Origin of the sequence: Streptomyces sp. HP-A2021, from assembly GCF_022807935.1 — a bacterium.
GTDB lineage: Bacteria > Actinomycetota > Actinomycetes > Streptomycetales > Streptomycetaceae > Streptomyces > Streptomyces afghaniensis.
In genome coordinates, this window is sequence record NZ_CP094344.1 from 8,341,926 (window position 1) to 8,363,758 (window position 21,833).

Annotated in this window: 22 protein-coding genes; 10 read left to right on the forward strand and 12 right to left on the reverse strand. The window is 72.4% G+C overall.

Annotation, left to right across the window (positions count from 1 at the left end; genetic code table 11):
- Positions 1-42 precede the first annotated feature (42 nt).
- On the reverse strand, positions 43-687 hold the full coding sequence (locus tag MQE23_RS37730) for a TetR family transcriptional regulator (protein ID WP_243381470.1): 645 nt from the start codon (positions 685-687) through the stop codon (positions 43-45).
- Positions 688-859: 172 nt separating this feature from the next.
- Between MQE23_RS37730 and MQE23_RS37735 the strand changes: the two genes are divergently transcribed.
- Together MQE23_RS37735 and MQE23_RS37740 are read left to right on the forward strand one after the other, a co-directional pair.
- Complete coding sequence (locus MQE23_RS37735) at positions 860-2,086, forward strand: acyl-CoA dehydrogenase family protein (RefSeq protein WP_243381471.1); 1,227 nt, start codon at positions 860-862, stop codon at positions 2,084-2,086.
- A gap of 154 nt (positions 2,087-2,240) precedes the next feature.
- Positions 2,241-2,843, forward strand: coding sequence for a DUF4352 domain-containing protein (locus MQE23_RS37740; RefSeq protein WP_020275376.1), 603 nt, complete (start codon positions 2,241-2,243; stop codon positions 2,841-2,843).
- 66 nt (positions 2,844-2,909) lie between these two features.
- Here the strand turns inward: MQE23_RS37740 and MQE23_RS37745 are convergent, their stop codons facing one another.
- Positions 2,910-3,728 (reverse strand): hypothetical protein, encoded by an 819-nt coding sequence (locus MQE23_RS37745; protein ID WP_243381472.1) that lies wholly within the window; start codon positions 3,726-3,728, stop codon positions 2,910-2,912.
- 159 nt (positions 3,729-3,887) lie between these two features.
- Here MQE23_RS37745 and MQE23_RS37750 point away from each other — a divergent pair, with 159 nt between their 5' ends.
- Complete coding sequence (locus tag MQE23_RS37750; protein ID WP_243381473.1) at positions 3,888-4,553, forward strand: transcriptional regulator; 666 nt, start codon at positions 3,888-3,890, stop codon at positions 4,551-4,553.
- Here MQE23_RS37750 and MQE23_RS37755 read toward each other — a convergent pair whose 3' ends face one another.
- The 5 genes from MQE23_RS37755 to MQE23_RS37775 form a co-directional block, all read right to left on the reverse strand.
- Positions 4,554-4,790, reverse strand: coding sequence for a DUF6213 family protein (locus MQE23_RS37755; RefSeq protein ID WP_020275373.1), 237 nt, complete (start codon positions 4,788-4,790; stop codon positions 4,554-4,556).
- Positions 4,791-4,815: 25 nt separating this feature from the next.
- Positions 4,816-6,201, reverse strand: a complete 1,386-nt coding sequence (locus MQE23_RS37760; protein ID WP_037671789.1) for an NADP-dependent succinic semialdehyde dehydrogenase — start codon at positions 6,199-6,201, stop codon at positions 4,816-4,818.
- A 76-nt stretch (positions 6,202-6,277) separates the two neighbouring features.
- The gene (locus tag MQE23_RS37765) at positions 6,278-6,736 is read right to left on the reverse strand and encodes an NUDIX domain-containing protein (RefSeq protein ID WP_020275371.1); all 459 of its coding nucleotides are present in this window, start codon (positions 6,734-6,736) and stop codon (positions 6,278-6,280) included.
- Complete coding sequence (locus MQE23_RS37770; protein WP_020275370.1) at positions 6,733-8,271, reverse strand: ATP-dependent DNA ligase; 1,539 nt, start codon at positions 8,269-8,271, stop codon at positions 6,733-6,735. Before MQE23_RS37770 ends, MQE23_RS37765 begins: the two co-directional genes overlap by 4 nt.
- 48 nt (positions 8,272-8,319) lie before the next feature.
- The gene (locus MQE23_RS37775; protein WP_243381474.1) at positions 8,320-9,249 is read right to left on the reverse strand and encodes an NAD(P)/FAD-dependent oxidoreductase; all 930 of its coding nucleotides are present in this window, start codon (positions 9,247-9,249) and stop codon (positions 8,320-8,322) included.
- 77 nt (positions 9,250-9,326) lie between these two features.
- Between MQE23_RS37775 and MQE23_RS37780 the strand changes: the two genes are divergently transcribed.
- The 6 genes from MQE23_RS37780 (at position 9,327) to MQE23_RS37805 (ending at position 14,640) form a co-directional block, all read left to right on the forward strand.
- On the forward strand, positions 9,327-9,899 hold the full coding sequence (locus MQE23_RS37780) for an XRE family transcriptional regulator (RefSeq protein ID WP_020275368.1): 573 nt from the start codon (positions 9,327-9,329) through the stop codon (positions 9,897-9,899).
- 118 nt (positions 9,900-10,017) lie between these two features.
- Positions 10,018-10,989, forward strand: a complete 972-nt coding sequence (locus MQE23_RS37785) for an NADPH:quinone oxidoreductase family protein (protein ID WP_243381475.1) — start codon at positions 10,018-10,020, stop codon at positions 10,987-10,989.
- Positions 10,986-12,203 carry an acyl-CoA dehydrogenase family protein gene (locus tag MQE23_RS37790; RefSeq protein ID WP_243381476.1) on the forward strand — a complete coding sequence of 406 codons (1,218 nt, stop codon included), beginning with the start codon at positions 10,986-10,988 and terminating at the stop codon, positions 12,201-12,203. The genes MQE23_RS37785 and MQE23_RS37790 overlap by 4 nt, the downstream gene beginning before the upstream one ends.
- Positions 12,200-13,273 (forward strand): acyl-CoA dehydrogenase family protein, encoded by a 1,074-nt coding sequence (locus MQE23_RS37795; RefSeq protein WP_243381477.1) that lies wholly within the window; start codon positions 12,200-12,202, stop codon positions 13,271-13,273. Before MQE23_RS37790 ends, MQE23_RS37795 begins: the two co-directional genes overlap by 4 nt.
- A 197-nt stretch (positions 13,274-13,470) precedes the next feature.
- On the forward strand, positions 13,471-14,334 hold the full coding sequence (locus tag MQE23_RS37800; RefSeq protein ID WP_243381478.1) for a phosphatidylinositol-specific phospholipase C/glycerophosphodiester phosphodiesterase family protein: 864 nt from the start codon (positions 13,471-13,473) through the stop codon (positions 14,332-14,334).
- A gap of 111 nt (positions 14,335-14,445) precedes the next feature.
- Positions 14,446-14,640, forward strand: coding sequence for a hypothetical protein (locus MQE23_RS37805; protein WP_037674060.1), 195 nt, complete (start codon positions 14,446-14,448; stop codon positions 14,638-14,640).
- Positions 14,641-14,642: 2 nt separating this feature from the next.
- Here the strand turns inward: MQE23_RS37805 and MQE23_RS37810 are convergent, their stop codons facing one another.
- From MQE23_RS37810 to xylB, 5 genes are all read right to left on the reverse strand, one after another.
- Positions 14,643-15,881 carry a phosphodiester glycosidase family protein gene (locus tag MQE23_RS37810; protein ID WP_020277353.1) on the reverse strand — a complete coding sequence of 413 codons (1,239 nt, stop codon included), beginning with the start codon at positions 15,879-15,881 and terminating at the stop codon, positions 14,643-14,645.
- Positions 15,882-16,008: 127 nt separating this feature from the next.
- Positions 16,009-17,181: an NUDIX domain-containing protein gene (locus MQE23_RS37815; RefSeq protein ID WP_243381479.1), complete on the reverse strand. Its 1,173-nt coding sequence runs from the start codon at positions 17,179-17,181 to the stop codon at positions 16,009-16,011.
- Positions 17,182-17,184: 3 nt separating this feature from the next.
- Positions 17,185-17,580, reverse strand: coding sequence for a luciferase family protein (locus MQE23_RS37820; RefSeq protein WP_020277351.1), 396 nt, complete (start codon positions 17,578-17,580; stop codon positions 17,185-17,187).
- A 192-nt stretch (positions 17,581-17,772) separates the two neighbouring features.
- On the reverse strand, positions 17,773-18,981 hold the full coding sequence (locus MQE23_RS37825) for an ROK family transcriptional regulator (RefSeq protein ID WP_020277350.1): 1,209 nt from the start codon (positions 18,979-18,981) through the stop codon (positions 17,773-17,775).
- Positions 18,982-18,996: 15 nt separating this feature from the next.
- A complete protein-coding gene (gene xylB / locus MQE23_RS37830; RefSeq protein ID WP_020277349.1) occupies positions 18,997-20,442 on the reverse strand; it encodes a xylulokinase in 1,446 nt (481 codons plus the stop codon).
- A gap of 116 nt (positions 20,443-20,558) precedes the next feature.
- Here xylB and xylA point away from each other — a divergent pair, with 116 nt between their 5' ends.
- Entirely contained in the window at positions 20,559-21,725 is a 1,167-nt protein-coding gene (xylA, locus tag MQE23_RS37835; protein ID WP_020277348.1) for a xylose isomerase, read from the forward strand.
- Positions 21,726-21,833: the final 108 nt, after the last annotated feature.

Here is a 21,833-nt window from a genome sequence, read left to right on the forward strand (position 1 = left end):
TGCGTGATCAGCCCCCACCGGCGGCAAAACGGAAAACGACGGTCAGAACCCCGGGCCCCCCACCCGATCCCCCGCAGCCGCAAGCCGCCCCCACAACAGATCAGCCAAACTCCGCACCAACTCCGCACGAGAACAAGGCCGTTCCCCCAGCCACCAATCCCCGGCCGCATGCATCATGCCGACAATCCCGTGCCCCCACACCCGCGCCAGCTGCTGCCCACCCGGCCCGAGATCCAGCCGCTCCTCGATGACCTGGGCGAGTTCCTCCCCCATCCGCCGCAGCAACGGCGCACTGTGCTTGCCGACATCGAACCCCGGATCTCCCGGCTGGCCCCCCTCCGCGGGATGCATCAGGAACCGGTACACCTGAGGCCGCGCCTCGATGGCCGCGAGATACGTGTCCAGTGTCGCCTCGACCCGCTCCCGCCTCTCCGCGGGCGCGTCCAGCGCCGCCCGGAGCGAGTCCAGCAGCGCGTCCGTGTGCCGCTTGGCGAGGGCGGCGTATAGTCCGCCCTTGTCACCGAAGTGCCGGTAGAGGATCGGCTTGGTGATGCCGGCCTCCGCCGCGATCGCGTTCATCGAGGCATGCGGACCGTCGCGCAGCACCACTCGGTCGGCGGCTTCCAGCAGCTCACGCCGTCGGCGGTCGGCGGACCGTTGCTGGTCCGTCCGCTGCGTGGTGTCCATGTGCTCTCCCCACCCGTGCTGATTCGATGACGCCTGCGCAAACTAACACTCAAACATGCCCCGGACATCGAACGGGTGCCGACCGGTCGGTAGGAGTTGACTTCGACTACCCACCGGTAACAGACTGGTGTTACCGCAAGTAACATGCATGTGTGCCGCTGGAGGGGACGACATGGCCGAGTTCACCATGGAGCTCAACGACGAACAGAAGGAGGTCCGGGACTGGCTGCACGGCTTCGCGGCCGATGTGATCCGCCCCGCGGCCGCCGAATGGGACGAGCGTGAGGAGACTCCCTGGCCGGTCATCCAGGAGGCCGCCAAGGTCGGCATCTACTCCCTGGACTTCTACGCCCAGCAGTACTTCGACCCCACCGGCCTCGGCATCCCCATGGCGATGGAGGAGCTGTTCTGGGGCGACGCGGGCATAGCCCTGTCCATCGTCGGCACCGGTCTCGCCGCCGTCGGCGTCCTCGCCAACGGCACCGAGGAGCAGATCGGCACCTGGATCCCGCAGATGTACGGCGATGCCAACGACGTCAAGGTCGCCGCCTTCTGCTCCTCCGAGCCCGACGCCGGCTCGGACGTCGCCTCCATGCGCACCCGGGCCGTGTACGACGAGGCCAAGGACGAGTGGGTGATCAACGGCACCAAGACCTGGGCGACCAACGGCGGTATCGCCAACGTCCATGTCGTGGTCGCGGTCGTCGACCCGGAGCTCGGCTCCAAGGGCCACGCCTCCTTCATCGTCCCGCCGGGCACCGAAGGCCTGTCCCAGGGGCAGAAGTTCAAGAAGCACGGCATCCGTGCCTCGCACACCGCCGAGGTCATCCTGGACAACGTGCGCGTTCCCGGCTCCTGTCTGCTCGGCGGCAAGGAGAAGCTGGACGAGCGGCTCGCCCGGGCCCGGGAGAAGGCCAAGCAGGGCGGGGAGCGCGTGAAGAACGCGGCCATGGCCACCTTCGAGGCCTCGCGCCCGGCCGTCGGCGCCATGGCGGTCGGCACCGCCCGTGCCGCGTACGAGGTCGCCCTCGACTACGCCAAGACCCGGGAGCAGTTCGGGCGGCCGATCATCGACAACCAGGGCGTGGCGTTCCAACTCGCGGACATGCGCACGTCCATCGACGCGGCCCGGCTCCTCGTCTGGCGCGCCTCCTGGATGGCGGTCAACGGCAAGCCGTTCACGGCGGCCGAGGGTTCGATGTCCAAGCTGTTCGCGAGCGAGACGGCCAAGAACGTCACGGCCCAGGCGATCCAGATCCTCGGCGGCAACGGCTACACGCGGGAGTACCCGGTGGAGCGGATGCACCGGGACGCGGCGATCTACACGATCTTCGAAGGCACCAGCGAGATCCAGCGCCTGGTGATCGCTCGGACGCTGTCGGGCACGCCGATCCGCTAACCGGCGTTCTCCTCCGGGGGCGTCGCGTCGCGGGGCGGACGCGACAAGGCCCCCGGAGGTTGCCCGCGACCCCGAAATTTTTTTGATTAACCGTGCAACCATGTTCTCTCTTCACGGGTCCTTCACTTACGTGTCACAGAACCCTGGGGGGATCATGAGCAACCACAGCCGCATCAGACTCACCGCCGCAGCGGCGGCCGTGATCGGTGCGCTCACCGTCACCGCGTGCAGCTCCGGCGACTCGGTCGTCGACAAGCCCAAGGCCAAGGCGTCCGCCAAGGCCGGCAGCGGTCAGCAGGCCGCGAAGAAGCCCGCCGCGAAGGCGAGTGCCGCACCGGAGGTCGCCAAGCCCGGCGACACTCTCGCCCTGAAGGGCATGGAGGCCGGCAGCAAGCTGGACGTCACCGTCGTCAAGGTCGTCGACAACGCCAAGTCCGGCGACGAGTTCACCGCTCCCGAGTCGGGCAACCGCTGGATCGCCGTGCAGTTCCAGCTCGTCAACACCGGGACCAAGGCCTACTCGGACAGCCCGCAGAACGGCACCCAGGTCGCCGACGACCAGGGCCAGCAGTTCCAGTCCACCTTCGCCGACGTCACCGCCGGCCCGTCCATGTCCTCCGACGTCCGCCTGAAGCCCGGCGCGAAGGCGCTCGGCTGGGTCGTGTTCGAGGTGCCGAAGGCGTCGAAGATGGCGACGGTCCAGTTCGCGATGGACTCCGGCTTCGCCGACGAGACGGGGGAGTGGAAGCTGACCTGACCCGCGGTGAGCCCGCCCCGGACGCGGCCCGGTGGTACGAGCGGTCCTTCCGTCGCCATCGTCGGCTCACCACGTCACGGGCAGGGCCTCGGGGCCGCGGACGTGCGCGGCTTTCCTGAACGGCACCTCCTCGGCGGGGACGGCGAGCCGCAGTCCGGGCACACCGTCGAGGAGCGCGTCCATCAGGAGTTCCGACACCAGCCGGGCCAGCGTGCCGCCGGGGCGGTAGTGCGGGCCGAGGTCGAGGGACACGTCCGGGTACGACACCTGGATCGGTTCGGCGCGCAGCCGCTCGGCGAGTTCGGGGCGGGTCAGCAGGACGTAGAACAGCCGGCCGCCGTTGCCGGTGGCCGCCTCGCCGCCGAGCTGGAGGAGCACCGCGAGATCCGCCGCCTCCTTCAGTGTGAGCTCGCCGCGGCCCACGGCGGCGCCGAGCAGGGACGTGACGTCCTCGTCGGTGCTGCCTTCGCGCAGCCCGATCAGTTCGGAGAAGTAGGCGCCCATCTCCTTCTTCGCCTTCTCGCCGGCCTCGGCGCCGTGCGAGGAGGACAGGATCAGCTGGGTCCAGGTGTGCACGCCCTGCCGGTCGGCGGCCGGGACACCCATCAGCTCGCAGATCACCGCGACGGGGAACGGGCTGAGCACGGCCTCGGTCAGATCGGCCGGCGGGCCGTCCTGGAGCATCTCGTCGACCAGTTCCGCCAGCATGCGGCGGGACCGCTCGCGCACCCGCTCCACCCGGCGCGCCGTGAACGCCGCGGCGACGCTGCGGCGCAGCCGGGCGTGTTCCGGCGCGTCCAGGAATCCGACCGGACCAAGGGCCGGGACGGAGTGCGGGGCCGGCCGAGTGACCGGCGGCGTTTCGGTGATCGTCTCTTCGCTCATCATTGCCCCCGGTCAGGAGCTGGGCACCTCAGAAGGCGGTTCACCTCAGAGGGTGGTCCATTCACGATCACCCGGTGGGGCGCCGTTCTCGCGCCGGACTACTCCGTACCGGGGACGCCGTGCCAGGCTCGTCCCGACACCTCGACGACGGAGGACGCGATGACGCACCCGGCCCGGGACCTGCTGCGGACGACCACGGCGGACCTCGCTCCGGACCCGCGGTCCAACCCCTTGGTCCCGCGGATCGCCGACGGCACGGCGCCCCGCTCCACCCTCGCCGCGCTAGCCCTGGAACAGTCCTGGGTGATCCCATCCGACCGCCGGGCCTTCGGGTATCTGGCGGAGCGCTCCCTCGTGAGGGACCCGGAGGCCGCGGTCTTCTTCGGGACGCTCGCGGAGGGCGAGGCGCTGGCGGAGGAGCGGTTGTCGTCGTTCGCCCGGGCGTGCGGCGTGCACGAGACACAGACGGCAGCGTACGAGCCGCTTCCGGGATGCCAGGCGTACCCCGGGTACGTGGCCTGGCTGGCCATCAACGCCGCACCGGCGGACGTCGTCCTGGCCCTGACCGCCAACTTCTCCGCGTGGGGAGGCTATTGCGCGACCATCGCCCGGGGTCTGCGCACGCAGTACGGCTTCACGGACGAGGCGTGTGCCTTCTTCGACTTCTTCGCGGAGCCGTCCCCGGAGCTGGAGAACCAGGCGACGGCGGCAGTGCGGGACGGCCTGGACGCGGGGCGACTCGACGAGACGAGCGCGCGGCGCTACGGACGTCTCCTGCAAACGTACGAGGCCATGTTCTGGAACGCGTTGACCGCGGCCCTCTAACTACGGCGCACCCCCACTGCTGTGCGCGATACAGGCCACATCAATACGGTCGGCCAGCTTCGCCAGCTCGATCGTCAACGCGGCGACCGTGTCCTCGTCGAGCCCCGATTCCCCGGCCTCGACAAGCCGCACCCACCGACCACCCACCGTCCGCAACAGCTTGCTGACATCGGCCGCAGCCACCTGCAAGGTCCCGCGGTCGTCGACGATCAGAGGCAGAGTCACTTCGCGGTTCACAGACGGGATCGTAGCTCCGCAACACTCACGCACCGTGCCAAACGGTCGTGATGTTGCAGAACTCCCGGATTCCGTGCCCGGACAGCTCACGCCCGTACCCGGACCGCTTCACTCCGCCGAACGGGAACGCCGGATGGGAGGCCGTCATGCCGTTGACGTACACGCTGCCCGCCTCCAGGTCCCGGACGAACCGGTCCACCTCGGACTCGTCCCGCGTCCACACGTTCGAACTCAGCCCGAACGGCGAGTCGTTCGCGATCAGCACGGCCTCGTCCAGGCCGGCCGCCCGGTACAGCGTGGCGACCGGCCCGAACGCCTCCTCCCGGTGGATACGCATCTCGCGGGTGATGCCGGCGAGAACGGTCGGCGTGTAGTACCAGCCGGGCCCGTCGGGGCGTTCGCCACCGCACAGCACCTCGGCACCGCCGCGCACGGCGTCGTCGACCAGCTCCTCCAGATCGCGCAGTCCCTGCTCGCTGGAGAGCGGCCCGACCTCGGTGTCGTCGGACATGGGGTCGCCGACCTTCAGCGCCTTCATGCCCTCGGCGAACCGCTCGGCGAAGGCGTCGTAGACGTCCGTGTGCACGATGAACCGCTTCGCGGCGATGCAGGACTGCCCGGTGTTCTGCACGCGCGCGGTCACCGCGACCTTCGCGGCCCGGTCGATGTCGGCGGAGGGCATGACGACGAACGGGTCGCTGCCGCCCAGCTCCAGCACAGTCTTCTTGACCATCTCCCCGGCGGTGGAGGCGACCGCGCGGCCCGCGGGCTCGCTGCCGGTGAGGGTGGCCGCCTTGACACGCTCGTCGCGCAAAATCTCGTCGACCGCGGCGGAGCCGATCAGCAGGGTCTGGAAGCAGCCCTCGGTGAAGCCCGCCCGGTGGAAGAGGTCCTCCAGGTAGAGGGCGGTCTGCGGGACGTTCGAAGCGTGCTTGAGCAGGCCGACGTTCCCCGCCATCAGCGCGGGCGCCGCGAAGCGCACCACCTGCCACAGCGGGAAGTTCCACGGCATGACCGCCAGCACCGGTCCCAGCGGCCGGTAGCGCACCCGCACTCGCGAGGCGCCGGAGTCCTTCACGTCGGTCTCGGAGGGTTCCTCGTCGGCGAGCAGTTCCGCGGCGTGGTCGGCGTACCAGCGCATCGCCTTGGCGCACTTCGCCGCCTCGGCCCGGGCCTGCTGGATCGGCTTGCCCATCTCCGTGGTCAGCACGCGGGCGATGTCCTGCTGGTCCTCTTCGAGGAGGTCGGCGGCCTTCCTCAGCAGCCGGGCGCGCTCGTCGAACGTCGTCGTCCGGTACGTGCGGAAGGTGGCCTCCGCGAGCTGGAGCCGGCGCTCGATCTCCTCCTCGCCCATGGCCTCGTACGTCTTGAGCGTCTCGCCGTTCGCCGGGTTCACCGTTGCGATGGGCATGGCTGACCTCCCTCGGAGCGGGCTGTAGTCCGACCTTCCCGCGTGGCGGAGGGGACCGCAACGCGGGAGCGTCTCCTCAGGGCGAGTGCTCCGCCAGGCGGTCGAGAAACGCCGCCTGCGCCTTGACGATCACCTCGCGGGCCCGGTCGAGCCCGAACCACGACACGCGGTCGAGTTCGGGGAACTCCTGGAGCTGTCCCGAGCGGGGTGGCCACTCCATGCGGAACGTGCCCGGCGCGATCGTCGCCGGGTCCAGGTCCGCCTCGATCGCCCAGGCCGTGACGATCTTGCCGCCGGTCTGCCGGACCTCGCCCAGGGCGAGGGCCTCGCCGTCGGGCGGGGGCAGCCCCAGTTCCTCCTCGAACTCGCGGCGGGCCGCCGCCCAGGCGGACTCGTCGGGCTCGTACTCGCCCTTGGGGATGGTCCACGCCCCGGCGTCGCGCCGGGCGAAGAACGGGCCGCCCATGTGGCCGAGCAGCACGTCGAGGCCGTCGTCGGTGTGGTGGAAGAGCAGCAGGCCGGCACTGCGCTTCACGGCCTCACCTCCGGATGCGCGGCCAGCAGTGCCTCGACCGTGTCGGCGTCCTCGGGGCGCTTGTCCTCCCGGTAGCGGACCACTCGGGCGAAGCGCAGGGTGACTCCGGCCGGGTAGCGGGTGGAGCGCTGGAGGCCGTCGTAGGCGATCTCGACGACGAGTTCCGGGCGTACGGTCACGACGTGGCCGTTGTCGTCGACGGCGAGCTGCTGCAGCCGTTCGGTCTGCCAGGTCAGCATCGCGTCGGTCATGCCCTTGAAGGTCTTGCCGAGCATGGCGAGGCCGCCGTCGGCGGTGCGGGCGCCGAGGTGGAGGTTGGAGAGCTTGCCGGTGCGGCGGCCGTGGCCCCACTCGGCGGCCAGGACGACCAGGTCCAGGGTGTGGACGGGCTTGACCTTCAGCCAGGACGCGCCGCGCCGGCCCGCGCTGTAGGGGGCGTCCAGCGCCTTGGCGACGACGCCCTCGTGCCCGCGCTTCAGCGTCTCGGCGAGAAACTCCTCCGCCGGGTGCAGATCATCCGGGCCGGCCACCGTCGTGCGGCGCACCCGCATCGGCTCGGGGACCAGCCGGGCCAGCTCCGCGTGCCGCTCGGCGAAGGGCAGGTCGAGCAGGTCACGGCCGTCGACGGACAGTGCGTCGAAGAAGACCGGGGAGACCGGCACCGCGCGTGCGGCCGTCGCCACGTCCGTGCGCGAGCCGACACGGCCGGCGGTCTCCTGGAACGAGCGGGGGCGGCCGCCCTCGTCGAAGGAGATCACCTCACCGTCGAGGATGAACCGCTCGCCCCGCAACTCCAGTGCGGCGGCGGTCACTTCGGGCAGCCGGTCGGTGATGTCGTCGAGGGTGCGGGTGTAGAGCCGTACCGTGTCGCCGTCCCGGTGCACCTGGACGCGGATGCCGTCGAGCTTCTCCTCGACCGCGCAGGCGCCGAGCTTGTCCACCGCCTCGGCGACCGAGGAGGCGCTGTGCGCCAGCATCGGCCAGACCGGGCTGCCGACGGTGAGGCGGAAGCGGTCCAGGGCGGCGGGGCCGTCCGCGAGCAGCGCCTCGGCGACCGTCTGGAGGGAGCCGGCGAGCATCACGGCCCGCCGTACGTCCGCCGGGGGCGCCCCGGTCGCCTGGGCCAGTCCCTCGACCGCGACGGCGTCCAGCGCGCCCTGCCGTACCTCGCCGGTGAGCAGCCCGACCAGGAACCGCTGCTCGTCCTCGGTGGCCGCGCCCATCAACTCCCCGACCAGCCGGGCCCGTTCCGCCTGGGAGCCCGGGCCGGACACCTTGGCCAGCTCGGAAAGCCGGGTGTCCACGTCCCGCACGGTCAGGCCCGGCTCGGCGGCGGGGGCGACCGGACGGCTCAGCACCTTCCAGCCGACGCCGATCCGGCCCTGCGGCAGCCGGCCCGCCAGATACGGGATGACGATCGGCACGTCGTCCGCCTCCGCGTCCCGGAAGAGCTCCGCGAGCAGGGCCGTCTTCCGGGACCGCGCCGAGGTGGCGGCGACCTCCTGGGACACTCGGGCCAGCCGGTGCAGCAGCATGCAGCCATGGTGCACCGGAGGAGCCGCCTCTACACCCGGGCGGCCCCTCTACTCCTGGACAGCCGCGTCGAGGTCGGTCATCAGCAGGTCCCCGACGATCGCGGCCGCCGCCCGGTAGCCGCCGCTCGCCGCGTGCACGACCTGCTCGGCGAAGCCGATCGCGTTGCCCGCGGCCCACACGCCCGGGACGGTCGTCAGCCCGGTCGGGTCGACCACCGGATAGGCGCCGACGGGCGTCTCGTGCAGCTCGGCGCCGAGCCGCTCCAGCAGGCCGGTCTGCGGAACGGGGCGTGGACCGACGAACAGTACGGAGCGCCCGTGCGTCGTGCCGTCGGCGAGCCGGAGACCGGTGAGCCGGTCGTCCTCGACCACGAGCCCCGCGACCTCGCCGGGCACCACGTCCGCCCCGGCCGCAGCGAGTCGGCGCAGGTCCTGGTCGGACAGCTCCTCCTCGGCGACCGTGTGCAGGAAGAACCGCACGTCCTTCGACCACTGGGACACGATCAGCGCCTGGTGCACGCTCGCCGGGCTCGACGCCAGCACCCCGAACGGCTGGTCGCGCACCTCCCAGCCGTGGCAGAACGGGCAGTGCAGCACGTCCCGGCCGAACCGCTCGGCGACCCCGGGAACCGCGGGCAGCTCGTCCTTCAGTCCGGTCGCGATCACCAGCCGCCGGGCCCGCACGGTCCGCCCGCCGGCCAGCACCACGGCGAAGTCCTCGCCCTTGTCCACCGCCACCACCCGGTCCCGCACGAGCTCCACGCCGTACCGCGCGATCTCCTCCCGGCCGGCGGCGAGGAACTCGGCGGGCGGCATGCCGTCCCGCGACAGATAGCCCTGCATGTGCGCGGCGGGTGCGTTGCGCGGCTCGCCCGCGTCGACGACCAGCGTGCGGTGCCGGGCCCGGCCCAGCACCAGGGCCGCGGACAGGCCCGCCGTACCACCGCCGACGACTACGACTGCGTACCTCTCGGTCATGGTGACCACCTCCACCACCGAGAGTCGCCCGGCACCACGGGATTGACAAACATGTTTGCCGAACCTGCAATACGACCATGACTACGGACGAGGTACTCGCGGGCGTCGGCCCCCGGCTGCGGCAGATGCGCAAGGAGCGGGAGGTGACCCTGGCGGCGCTCTCCGAGACCACCGGCATCTCCGTCAGCACCCTGTCGCGCCTGGAGTCCGGCCTGCGCAAACCCAGCCTGGAGCTGCTGCTGCCGATCGCCCGGGCACACCAGGTGGCCCTGGACGAGCTGGTCGGAGCCCCGTCGGCCGGCGACCCGCGGGTGCGGTCGAAGCCGATCGAGATGTTCGGCCGCACCCACTGGCCGCTCACCCGCCAGCCCGGCGGCCTCCAGGCCTACAAGGTGCTGGAGCCCCAGCGCAGACAGGAGCCGGACCCGCGCACGCACGAGGGCTACGAGTGGCTGTACGTGCTGTCCGGCAAGCTGCGCCTGGTGCTGGGAGAGCACGACGTGGTGCTCACGGCGGGGGAGGCCGCGGAGTTCGACACCCGGGTGCCGCACTGGTTCGGGTCGACTGGGGAGGGGCCCGTGGAGTTCCTCAGCCTGTTCGGGCCGCAGGGGGAGCGGATGCATGTCCGGGCGCGGCCGAAGCGGTCGTGACGCACGAGATACCCGTTCGCGGGACTCTTCTCCCGGAGGCTGTTCCCTGATTGGCAAGCGACCGCTTAGTATGCGAACGACCCCGGTCAGACGAAGCAGTCCCCCGTGGAGGCCCCGCATGCAGGCATGGCAAGTGCACGAGAACGGCGAGCCGGGCGAGGTGATGCGGCTCGTGGACGTGGAGCCGCCCACACCCGGTGACGGCCAGATGCTGCTGAAGGTACGGGCCGCCAACATCAACTTCCCCGACGCCCTGCTGTGCCGCGGGCAGTACCAGGTCAGGCCGCCGCTGCCGTTCACCCCGGGTGTGGAGATCTGCGGCGAGACCGAGGACGGCCGCCGGGTGATCGCCAACCCGGTCCTGCCGTACGGCGGCTTCGCCGAGTACGCCGTCGCGGACTCCGCCGCCCTGCTGCCCGCGCCGGACGCCCTGGACGACGCGGAGGCCGCGGCCCTGCACATCGGCTACCAGACGGGCTGGTTCGGTCTGCACCGCCGGGCCGGTCTGAGGGCCGGCGAGACCCTGCTCGTCCACGCTGCCGCTGGAGGGGTCGGCAGCGCGGCCGTGCAGCTCGGGAAGGCCGCCGGCGCCACCGTCATCGGTGTCGTCGGCGGCTCCGGGAAGGCGGCCGTCGCCCGCGAGCTGGGCTGCGACGTCGTGATCGACCGGCGCTCCGAGGACGTCGTCGCCGCCGTCAAGGAGGCCACCGGCGGCCGGGGCGCCGACGTGATCTACGACCCGGTCGGCGGCGAGGCCTACACGCAGTCCACCAAGGTCGTCGCCTTCGAGGGGCGGATCGTCGTCGTCGGCTTCGCCGGCGGCACGATCCCCAGCCCGGCGCTGAACCACGCCCTGGTGAAGAACTACTCGATCCTCGGCCTGCACTGGGGCCTGTACAACACCAAGAACCCGAAGCTGGTCCAGCACTGCCACGAGCAGCTCACCGAGCTGGCCGCCCGGGGCGCGATCAAGCCGCTGGTGAGCGAACGCGTTCCGCTCGGCGGGGCGGCCGCCGCCGTGCAGCGGGTCGCCGACGGCGTGACGACCGGCCGGGTGGCCGTCGTCCTGGAGAAGGGAGCCGCCGCATGACCGACGCCGAGGAACTGCGCCGTCGCACACAGGACCTGCTGGCCGCTCACCCGCCGGCCTCGACCGACCGCCTGGACTTCCTCCGGGCCCGCTTCGACGCCGGACTGGCCTGGGTGCACTACCCGGAGGGCCTCGGCGGACTCGGTGCTCCGCGGTCCCTCCAGGCCGTCGTGGACGCCGAGCTGGAGGCGGCCGGGGCTCCCGACAACGATCCGCGGCGCATCGGCATCGGCCTCGGGATGGCCGCGCCGACGATCCTCAAGTACGGCACCGAAGAGCAGAAGCAGCGATTCCTCAGGCCCCTCTGGGTGGGCGAGGAGGTCTGGTGCCAGCTGTTCAGCGAGCCGGGTGCCGGGTCCGACCTGGCCGCGCTGCGTACACGAGCGGTGCGGGAGGATGGGGGCACCTCCCGCTCGAGCGAAGCCGAGAGTGGGGGAGACTGGGTCGTCAACGGGCAGAAGGTGTGGACGTCCAGCGCCCATGTGGCCCGCTGGGCGATCCTCATCGCCCGCACCGACCCGGACGTGCCCAAGCACCGGGGCATCACGTACTTCGTCTGCGACATGACCGACCCCGGCGTCGAGGTGCGGCCGCTGCGGCAGATCACCGGCGAGGCCGAGTTCAACGAGGTGTTCCTCACCGACGTCCGCATCCCGGACTCCCGCCGCCTCGGCGAGGTCGGTGACGGCTGGCGGGTCGCGCAGACCACCCTGAACAACGAGCGCGTCGCCATCGGCGGCATGCGGCTGCCCCGCGAGGGCGGCATGATCGGCCCGATCTCGAAGACCTGGCGGGAACGCCCCGAGCTGCGCACCCACGACCTGCACCAGCGCCTGCTGAAGCTCTGGGTCGAGGCCGAGGCCGCCCGGCTCACCAGTGAGCGGCTGCGCCAGCAGCTCGTGGCCGGCCAGCCCGGGCCCGAGGGCGCCGGCATGAAGCTCGCCTTCGCCCGCCTCAACCAGGAGATCAGCGGCCTGGAGGTGGAACTCCTCGGTGCCGAGGGCCTGTTGTACGACGACTGGACCATGCGCCGACCGGAGCTGGTCGACTTCACCGGCCGCGAGGCCGGATACCGCTACCTGCGCTCCAAGGGCAACAGCATCGAGGGCGGGACCAGCGAGGTGCTGCTGAACATCGTCGCCGAGCGCGTCCTCGGCCTGCCCGCCGAACCGCGCACCGACAAGGACGTCGCCTGGAAGGACCTCGCCCGATGACCGACCTGTTGTACTCGGAAGAGGAAGAGGCGCTGCGCGCCGCCGTCCGCGACCTGCTCGCCGACCACTGCGACGCCCCGGGTGTCATCTCCCGCATCGAGTCGGGCACCCCGCACAACCCGGCGCTGTGGAAGGCCCTCACCGACGGCATGGGCCTCGCGGGTCTGCTGGTGCCGGAGGAGCTGGACGGCCAGGGCGCCACGCACCGGGAGGCCGCCGTGGTGCTGGAGGAGCTTGGGCGTGCGGTCGCGCCCGTCCCGTACCTCACGAGCGCGGTCGTCGCCACCGAGGCGCTGCTGGCCTGTGGGACCGACGACCTGCTCAGCGAGCTCGCGGCCGGGACGTCGATCGGAGCCCTCGCGGTCGCCCTCGACGTCGCACCGGGCGCCGCCTACAAGGTCGTCCGGCACGAGGACGGTCTGCTGCGCGGCGAACTGACCGGCATCGCGGACGCGGCCGTCGCCGACGTGCTGCTGGTGCCCGCCGACGACGGCGGCCTGTACGCGGTCGACGCCACCGCCGCGACCGTCACACCGCAGATCTCCCTGGACCTGACCCGGCCGCTGGCGACCGTCACGCTCGACGGGGCGCCGGGCCGCCTGCTGGGCGATGCCGAGCCCGCCGTGCGCCGTGCCCTGCGCGCCGGCGCCGGGCTGCTCGCCTCCGAACAGCTCGGCCTGGCCGACTGGACGCTGACGGAGACCGTCCGCTACCTCAAGGACCGCAAGCAGTTCAACCGGCCCGTCGGCGGCTTCCAGGCGCTCAAGCACCGGCTGGCCCAGCTGTGGCTGGAGGTGGCCAACCTCCGCGCGGCCGCCCGCAACGCCGCCGACGCCCTGTCGACCGGCGAGGACACCGACGTGGCCGTCACGGTCGCCCAGGCCTACGCGGCACCCGTGGCCGTCCACGCCGCCGAGGAGGCACTGCAACTGCACGGCGGCATCGGCATGACGTGGGAGCACCCGGTGCACCTGTACCTGAAGCGCGCCAAGGCCGACTCGATCGCCTACGGCACGGCCGGCGCCCACCGGGAGACACTGGCCGGACTGGTCGACCTCCAAGCACCCTGACCAGCCGACCTGACAGACATCCGGCCGACGCCGGTGAAAAGCCCGCCCCACCAGGGCGGGCTTTTTCGTGTGCCCTGCCCCGGTGAAGTGAACACACGACGGCACTCCGGCCAACTCCCCGCAAGGCCCTGCTCCTTGGCCCTGCCCGAACCCCATACTCGCAGGGTTCCCGTACGGCACTCCCAGGGAGGCAGAGCATGGACCTCACCACCCGTCGCAGAGCCCTCACCACCCTCGGCGCCGCGCTCGCGGGCTCGGTCGCCCTCCCCGCCGGCCACGCCCTCGCCGGTGAACGGCGGCACGGGCCCCGCCCGTTGTGGCGGGCCCACGCCCACAACGACTACGAGCACCCGCGCCCGCTGTTCGACGCCCTCGACCACCGCTTCGGCAGTGTCGAGGCCGACATCCACCTCGTCGGCGACCAGCTCCTCGTCGCCCACGATCCGGAGGACCTCGACCCGGCCCGCACCCTGGAGTCCCTCTACCTCGACCCGCTCGCCGCGCGCGTGCGGGCCAACCGTGGCTGCGTGTACCGGGGGTACCGCGGGTCACTCCAACTCCTCGTCGACATCAAGACGGAAGGCTCGTCGACGTACCTCGCACTCGACCGCCACCTCAGGCGCTACCGGCACCTGTTCACGACGTACGCCCACGGCCGGGTCCTCCCCGGCCCGGTCACCGCCGTCGTCTCCGGCGACCGCGCGGCCCGCGCCCCGATGGAGGCCCAGACCGTCCGGCGAGCCTTCTACGACGGCCGGCTCGCCGACCTCGGCAGCCAGGCGCCCGCCTCCCTCATCCCGCTGATCAGCGACAACTGGACGCTCAACTTCACCTGGCGGGGCGTGGGCGCGTTCCCGGACGCCGAGCGGGAGAAGCTGCGGGGTATCGTCCGGGCCGCGCACGAGCGGGGGCAGAAGGTACGGTTCTGGGCGACCCCGGACCTGGCCGGGCCCGCCCGGGACGCGCTGTGGGCCGAACTGCTCGCCGCGGACGTCGACTACCTCAACACCGACGACCTCGCCGGACTGGAAGCGTTCCTGGACGCCCGACGGGCGGCGTAGGACATCACACGTTCGGCGGACAGGTCAGCTGCCCGGATGAACCCTCCGCTACGCCACACTTACGGCCGAACGCCGTGAACCGGACATGGCGGCGTGGCGGAGGAGTTGACGATGGCCATTTCCATCTCTGTGGTGCTGCTGCTCTCGGTCCTTGCGGTGATCTTCCTGCGCAACGGCGGGCTGAAGCTCTCCCATGCCCTGGTCTGCCTGCTGCTCGGCTTCTACCTGGCCAGCACCAGCATCGCCCCCACCATCCACAGCGGCCTCACGGCGACGGCGGACATCGTCAGCAGCCTGCGGCCCTGAGGTCACGGCCCCGAGAACACGCCGATGCCGTTCGGAACGGCGCGCTCGGCACCGCCGCTGGGGTGGTTGCGCACCGAGACGGTGCTCGCGCCCGTCTTCCGGGCGACCAGCGTCGACGACCCGCCGCCGTCCAGGCTGAAGGCGTCGTCCGAGCCCAGCTTCCGCATGGTGTCGGCCACTTCGGCGATCGTCAGGCCGCTGCGGTAGGCGGCGGCGCCGTCCAGCGCGAGCAGCAGCATGCGCCGCCCGCCGTCGGCGATCCCCACGGCCGTACGAACGGCCGACGTCGTGTCGTCCAGACCCGGCAGCGGCCGGCCGCCCGCGAGAACCGGGTAGCCGCCGAGGGCGAGGCGGTACGCGACGCCGTCCGTGGCCGCCACGAGACGGTGCTCGACCTCGACCGCTTCACCGGCGGACAGCTTCCGCAACTGCTGGGCCCCCGCCTCCCGGCCGACCAGCACGGTGGTGCCCGCGGCGATGGGGCCGCTGCCGGGTGTGTCGGCGGCCGACACGACCTTGCCGTCGCGGACCGTCACCTCGTACGTGTCCGTGCTGCACGGCGCGGCCCGGTCCGTGTCCGTGCCGCACGTGGCGCGCACGCGGGAGACGCTGCCCCAGTCGGAGGTGAACGCGCCGACGGAACCCACCGGCAGCGCGTACTGGTTGAGCCCGCCCAGCGGCAGCTGCCCCTCGTCCGTACGGACCGAGCCGTCCAGGGCCAGCCGGTCCAGCCGCGCCACGCCGTCGGTACCGACGCCGAACACGTCCTCGGTGTTGGTGCCGGGCGGCAGCGCCGGGCCGAAACGCTGACCGTCCGGCACGGCCGCCTTGAGCGTCCGACCGGCCGCGATCGCCGGACCCACGCTCGCACCGGTCACCTCCACGCCCGGGTGCTGCGTCTCGGTGATGTTGAAGAAGTCGCCGTTGACACCGGCGACGGCCCCCTGGGTGTCGGCCATCCGCGAGACCTGCGCACGCGAGGCCACCGCCCCGGGATACAGCAGATCGACCCGTACCCGCGGATGGCCCAGGTCGACCCTCAGCACGTGCGCGTGCGTCACCCCCTTGGCGGCCTCGATGTCGAACTGCTCGTACGTGACACCCGGCGCGACCCGTACGCCCTTCTGGACGGCGGCGGCCGGAGCCGCCCCCGCCAGGGCCGCACCGGTCAGCGCGCCGAACGCCGTGAGAAACGCCAGTACCGCTCTGCCTGCTCCCCGTCGCCCGCGACGACCCGTCACCGTGCCCCCTGATGCCTCGTCAACCGACCGGATCCTCAGGGGCAGTGCACCAGACCACGGGTGCCGGCAGGGCGGCTGTGCGCCGACTCCACGGGAACGGCTGAAAAAACGCACCCCTCTGGGTGCTTCAGCCGTCGCCCGTTCCGGTGTCGTACGGGGTGAAGTGAGCGGGCGCGTGGTCGATCGGCAGACCCGGCCGCCAGGCGGTGAGGGCCTGCGCGCTGCACACGAACAGCTCCTCCGGCAGCCGGTCCAGGGCGAACCAGCGCCAGCGGCCCACGCTCTCCCCGGGCTGGTCCGACGGCTCTCCCCGCCAGGCGGCGACCCGGGCGGCCACCGTCACCCGCACGACACCACCGGCGTCGTCGAGGAGCGTCCCCAGCAGCCGGACGTCCTCCGGCCGGGCGTCGAGCCCCGTCTCCTCGCCCAGTTCGCGCACGACCGCCTCCTGCAGCGACTCCCCGGGCTCCACCGTCCCGCCGGGCAGCTCCCACGTCCCGTGCCGGTGCCGGCCCAGGAGCAGTCCGCGAGGACCGTGCAGGACGGCGCCGACCCCGAGCGCGGCGTGGGCCACCGGCGGCTTGGCAGTGCGCGGCCGGGAGGAGACACGGACCGGCCGTGTCACCCGGAAGAGCCGGTACGACGCGTGGTTGCCGGTCTGCGGCGCGTCGAGGACGTCGACCTGCTCCACGCGCAGCCCGTGCTCGGCGAGCAGGGCCGTCCACAGCTCCGGTTCGAGGACCCACATCTGCACGGTGACGTCCCCGCCGCCGGCCAGCCGAAGGATCTCCGGCCGGGCGACGACCTCGTCCGACGGTCCGTCACCGTGCGAGTTGGTGTGCAGCACGGTGAAGCAGAGCCTGCCGCCCGGCTTGAGCGCAGCGGCCAGGGCGGGCAGCAGCCGGTGCGGGTCGATGTACGGCACGGCGTTGACCGAGTAGATGACGTCGTACGGCTCTGCCGAGCGCAGATGCTCCACCGCGTCCGCCCGGACCACGCGCAGCCCGGGCAGGGAGCTGTAGCGGGCGCGGGCCCGTTCGTACTGCCCGGCCGAGGAGTCGACCGCGTCCACCAGCGCGCCGTGAGCACGGACCAGATGGGCGGCGTGCCGCGCCGGACCGCACCCGAGGTCCAGCACACGCCGTCCTGTCAGCTCCCCGAGCACCTCGATCTCCGGCCCGGCGCCCTCGAACCCCCAGTCGATCCGAGCCACCTCGGGCAGCACCGTGCCCCGCCGCAGGTGGTGTGCTCCGTACGTGCGCCAGGCCTCGGCGTTGACGGCCTCCGGTCGGGTCGCCAAGGCTCAGCCGCCCGCTACGGCGTCGCGCGGAAGGACCGTGACCCGGTGGAAGTTGCACCCGGCGAGCCCCTGCTCCTCACCGGCGGGCCGGGTCTGATGGGCCTTGAGGGCGATGCTCACCAGGCTCAGCAGCAGTTCGATGTCGGCCTCGCAGTCGAGATGGACCGTCACCCAGCACGATCCGGGCACCAGGTGGATCGCGCTCGAACCGGCGAGGTCGTAGTGGAAACGCTGGACGGCCCGGCGGGTGAGGTGGAGATCCACGTCCCGCGTCGAGTGGAAGTGGACGATCTCGTCACGGACGGAACGGAGCGCCCGTCCGGTACCGCAACTCGCCGGGCCCGCCATCAGGTCGGGCCAGGCCTGCAAACGCTCCAGGGCGCGCTGGGCCAGGGTCATGGTCCTATCGTCGCGTGCTTACCGTGCCGCAACCAGAGGTTGAGCGTTTTGTAACCGGGACGTGAGGTGACGGCCCGGGGGCCGGGGGCGGGGAAGTGCGTTGGGCTCAGGCGGAGTTGTCGACCGGTCTCAGGTAGCGCTTCCAGTCCCGGTGGCGGCGCGGATCGGCCTCGCCTGTGGGCCGGGGCCGTCTCAGGCCCGCTCGGCGACGGTGGCCGGATCGTCCAGCACCGCCCGCACGACCGAGTGCGCGGCCCCCAGCAGCGGCCCCTGAGGCCCCAGTCGGGACACGGACACGGGACAGGCAGGACCCGCCGTGCGGCGCGCCAACTCGTCGCGCAACGACGGCAGCAGCCACGGCGCCAGCCCGGACAGCTCCCCGCCCAGCACCACGCTCTCCGGGTCGAGGAGGTTGACCGCCCCGGTCAGGGCCACCCCGAGCGCGGTGCCCGCGTCGCGCAGGGCTCGGCGTACGTCTTCGTCGCCCTCCGCCGCGCGCCCCGCGAGCAGCCCGACCCGGTCCTCGTCCGGCTCCAGACCGGCCGCGCGCAGCACCGCCTCCTCGCCGGCGTACTGCTCCAGGCACCCGCGCCCGCCGCACGCGCACCCCGGGCCGTCCGGCTGGACCGGCACGTGCCCCAGCTCGCCCGCGAAACCGCGGGTTCCGCGCAGCAGTCCGCCGTCCACCACGACCGCCGCGCCGATGCCGATCTCCGCCGACACGTGCAGGAAGTCGCGCGGCGTGCCGTCGCCCAGCCAGAGTTCGGCGAGCGCGCCGAAGTTGGCCTCGTTGTCCACCGTCAGCGGGAGGTCCGCCGGCAGCAGGTCGCCGAGGTCCGTGTCGTGCCAGTCGAGGTTCGGGGCGCGTACGACGGTCCGGGCGTCGCGCGCCACCAGACCCGGCACGGCCACGGCGAGACCGGCCGGCCACAGCCCCTCGCCCTCCGCCTCGGCGACGACCCGGCGGATGAGTTCGGTGAGCTCGGCGAGCACGGGCCCGGGGGAGCGGCCGCGGTTCAGGCCCTGACGTATCGCCCGGGACCGGGTCGTGCCGCGCAGGTCCACGGCACAGACCGCGAGATGGTCGACGCCGATCTCCGCACCGATCCCCGCCGGGCCGCGTCCGCTCAGCGCGAGCGCGGAGCCGGGGCGGCCCACCCGGCCGGGCCGTTCGGGCCCCAGCTCCTCCAGCAGCCCCGAGCGGATCAGTTCGTCGACGAGGGTCGACACGGCCGCCCGGGTCAGGCCGATCCGCGACGCGACGGCGGCCCGCGACAGCGGCCCCTCGGCACGGACGGCGTGCAGGACCCGGGCGAGGTTGCGGCGGCGCATGCCCTGCTGGGTGTCCGGCAGGGCGCGTCCCGGCCCGGCCGGACGGTCCTCGTGCAGCGGTGCGGTCATGCCTGACGCCAGTCCTCAGTGGGTGTCCGTGGGCCGCTCCAGCAGCGGAGCCGCGTCGGAGAGTACCCCGGCGATCCTGGCCAGTGTCTCCTCGTCCCGCTCGACGGCGTCGAGCACCGGCCCGGCCGCCGTGTTCCAGCGCCGGGCCACCGCCGCAGGGTCCTCCCCGGTCAGCACCCCGGCCGCCTGCGCGGCGGCGCCCAGCGCCACCAGCTCCTTCGCCTCGGGCACCTGCACCGGACGCCCCGACAGCCGCCGTACGGTCTGCTGCCAGGCCGTGCCCCGGGCACCGCCGCCGATCAGCAGCAGGGGCGCCGAGGGGTCCGCGTCCTCGTCGAGGACCAGGTCGAGCGCGCCGAGCAGGGAGTGCACGGCACCGTCGTAGGCGGCCTGGAGCAGCTGGCCGGCGGTCGTGTCGTGGCGCAGGCCGTGCAGCAGGCCGGAGGCGTTGGGCAGGTTCGGGGTGCGTTCGCCGTCCAGGAAGGGCAGCAGCGTGACGGCCGTGCCGGGCTCGACGGCCTCGCGGTCCAGACCCAGCAGTGTCGCCACGCGGTCGACGGCGAGCGTGCAGTTCAGGGTGCAGGCCAGCGGCAGCCAGTCGCCGCGGGCGTCGGCGAAACCGGCCACCGTGCCGCTGGGGTCGGCGGGCCGCCGCTGCGACACCGCGTACACCGTGCCCGAGGTGCCGAGGCTCATCACGGGCACGCCCGGACGCACCCCGAGACCGAGGGCCGCGGCGGCGTTGTCGCCGGTGCCGGGCGCGACCAGGGTGCCTTTGGAGAACGGCAGATCATGGCTGTCGCGCACCGTGCCCGCCACCTCGCCGGGCCGGACCACACGGGGCAGCAGGGCCGGGTCGAGCCCGACGTGCGCGAGGATCTCCTCGTCGTAGCCTTCCGTCCCGGACGCCCACCAGCCCGTCCCGGAGGCGTCCCCGCGGTCGGTCGTGCCCTGGCCCGTGAGCCGCTCGGTCAGGTAGTCGTGGGGGAGGCGCACGGCCTTCGTGGCGCGGACCGCCTCCGGCTCGTGCTCGGCCAGCCAGGCCCACTTGGTGACCGTGAAGGAGGCGGCGGGCACGCTTCCGGTGCGCTCGGCCCAGAACTTCGCGCCGCCCAGTTCCTCCGTCAGCCGGCGTGCCTGCGGCGCCGAGCGTACGTCGTTCCACAGCAGGGCGGGCCGCACCGGCTCGCCCCGGTCGTCCAGGGTGACCAGACCGTGCTGCTGCCCGCCGACCGACACCGCGGCGGCCTCGTGCGCCGCGTCGCCGCACTGGCGCAGGGCCTCGCACAACGCGTCCCACCACTGACGCGGATCGCTCTCGCGCCCGGCCCCCGAGGAGACCGTGTGCGGCGCCTGGCCGCTCGCGACGACCCGGCCGGTCGACGCGTCGACGACCAGCGCCTTGGTGGACTGGGTGGACGAGTCCACGCCGACGACGAGCGGACCCTCGGCTGCTGACATCGGGTTTCTCCCTCTGCTCTCGTCCCGAGACACCTTGTCTCTTCCCAGGAAGGTGCTCGCATACTAATTTGTAAATCGGCATGACGAAATAGCCTCAGCGAGCAAGGAGCCGCGGCATGAGCTACCAGCCCACCCCCGAGGACAGGTTCACCTTCGGCTTGTGGACCGTCGGCTGGCAGGGACGGGATCCCTTCGGCGACGCCACGCGGCGTGCCCTCGACCCCGTCGAGACGGTGCAGCGCCTGGCCGAGCTCGGCGCCCATGGCGTCACCTTCCACGACGACGACCTGATCCCGTTCGGCTCGAGCGACACCGAGCGCGAGGCGCACATCAAGCGCTTCCGGCAGGCGCTGGACGCCACGGGCATGAAGGTCCCGATGGCCACCACCAACCTCTTCACGCACCCGGTCTTCAAGGACGGCGCCTTCACCGCCAACGACCGCGACGTGCGCCGTTACGCGCTGCGCAAGACCATCCGCAACATCGACCTCGCCGTCGAACTCGGCGCCCAGGTGTACGTGGCCTGGGGTGGCCGGGAAGGTGCCGAGTCGGGCGCCGCCAAGGACGTCCGCGCGGCCCTGGACCGGATGAAGGAGGCTTTCGACCTGCTCGGCGAGTACGTCATCTCCCAGGGCTATGACCTGCGCTTCGCCATCGAGCCCAAGCCGAACGAGCCGCGCGGCGACATCCTGCTGCCCACGGTCGGCCACGCCCTGGCGTTCATCGAGCGCCTGGAGCGTCCGGAGCTCTACGGCGTCAACCCCGAGGTCGGACACGAGCAGATGGCCGGGCTGAACTTCCCGCACGGCATCGCGCAGGCACTGTGGGCGGGCAAGCTCTTCCACATCGACCTCAACGGCCAGTCCGGCATCAAGTACGACCAGGACCTGCGCTTCGGCGCCGGTGACCTGCGCGCCGCGTTCTGGCTGGTCGACCTGCTGGAGTCGGCCGGCTACACCGGCCCGCGGCACTTCGACTTCAAGCCGCCGCGGACCGAGGACCTCGACGGGGTGTGGGCCTCGGCGGCCGGCTGCATGCGCAACTACCTCATCCTCAAGGAGCGTGCCGCCGCCTTCCGCGCCGACCCGGAGGTCCAGGAGGCCCTGAGCGCGGCTCGCCTGGACGAGCTGGCCCAGCCCACCGCCGCGGACGGCCTCCAGGCCCTGCTCGCCGACCGGTCGGCCTTCGAGGCCTTCGACGTGGAGGCGGCCGCCGCCCGCGGCATGGCCTTCGAGCGTCTCGACCAGCTGGCGATGGACCACCTGCTGGGGGCGCGCGGCTGAGCGCACGCGCGCGTGCCTCCGTGTCGGCACGCGCGTGTGCGGATCCCTTGGCCGGTCACGGGGCGTGTGACCGGCCAAGGGGTCCGCAATACTCCGGAATCATGCGAT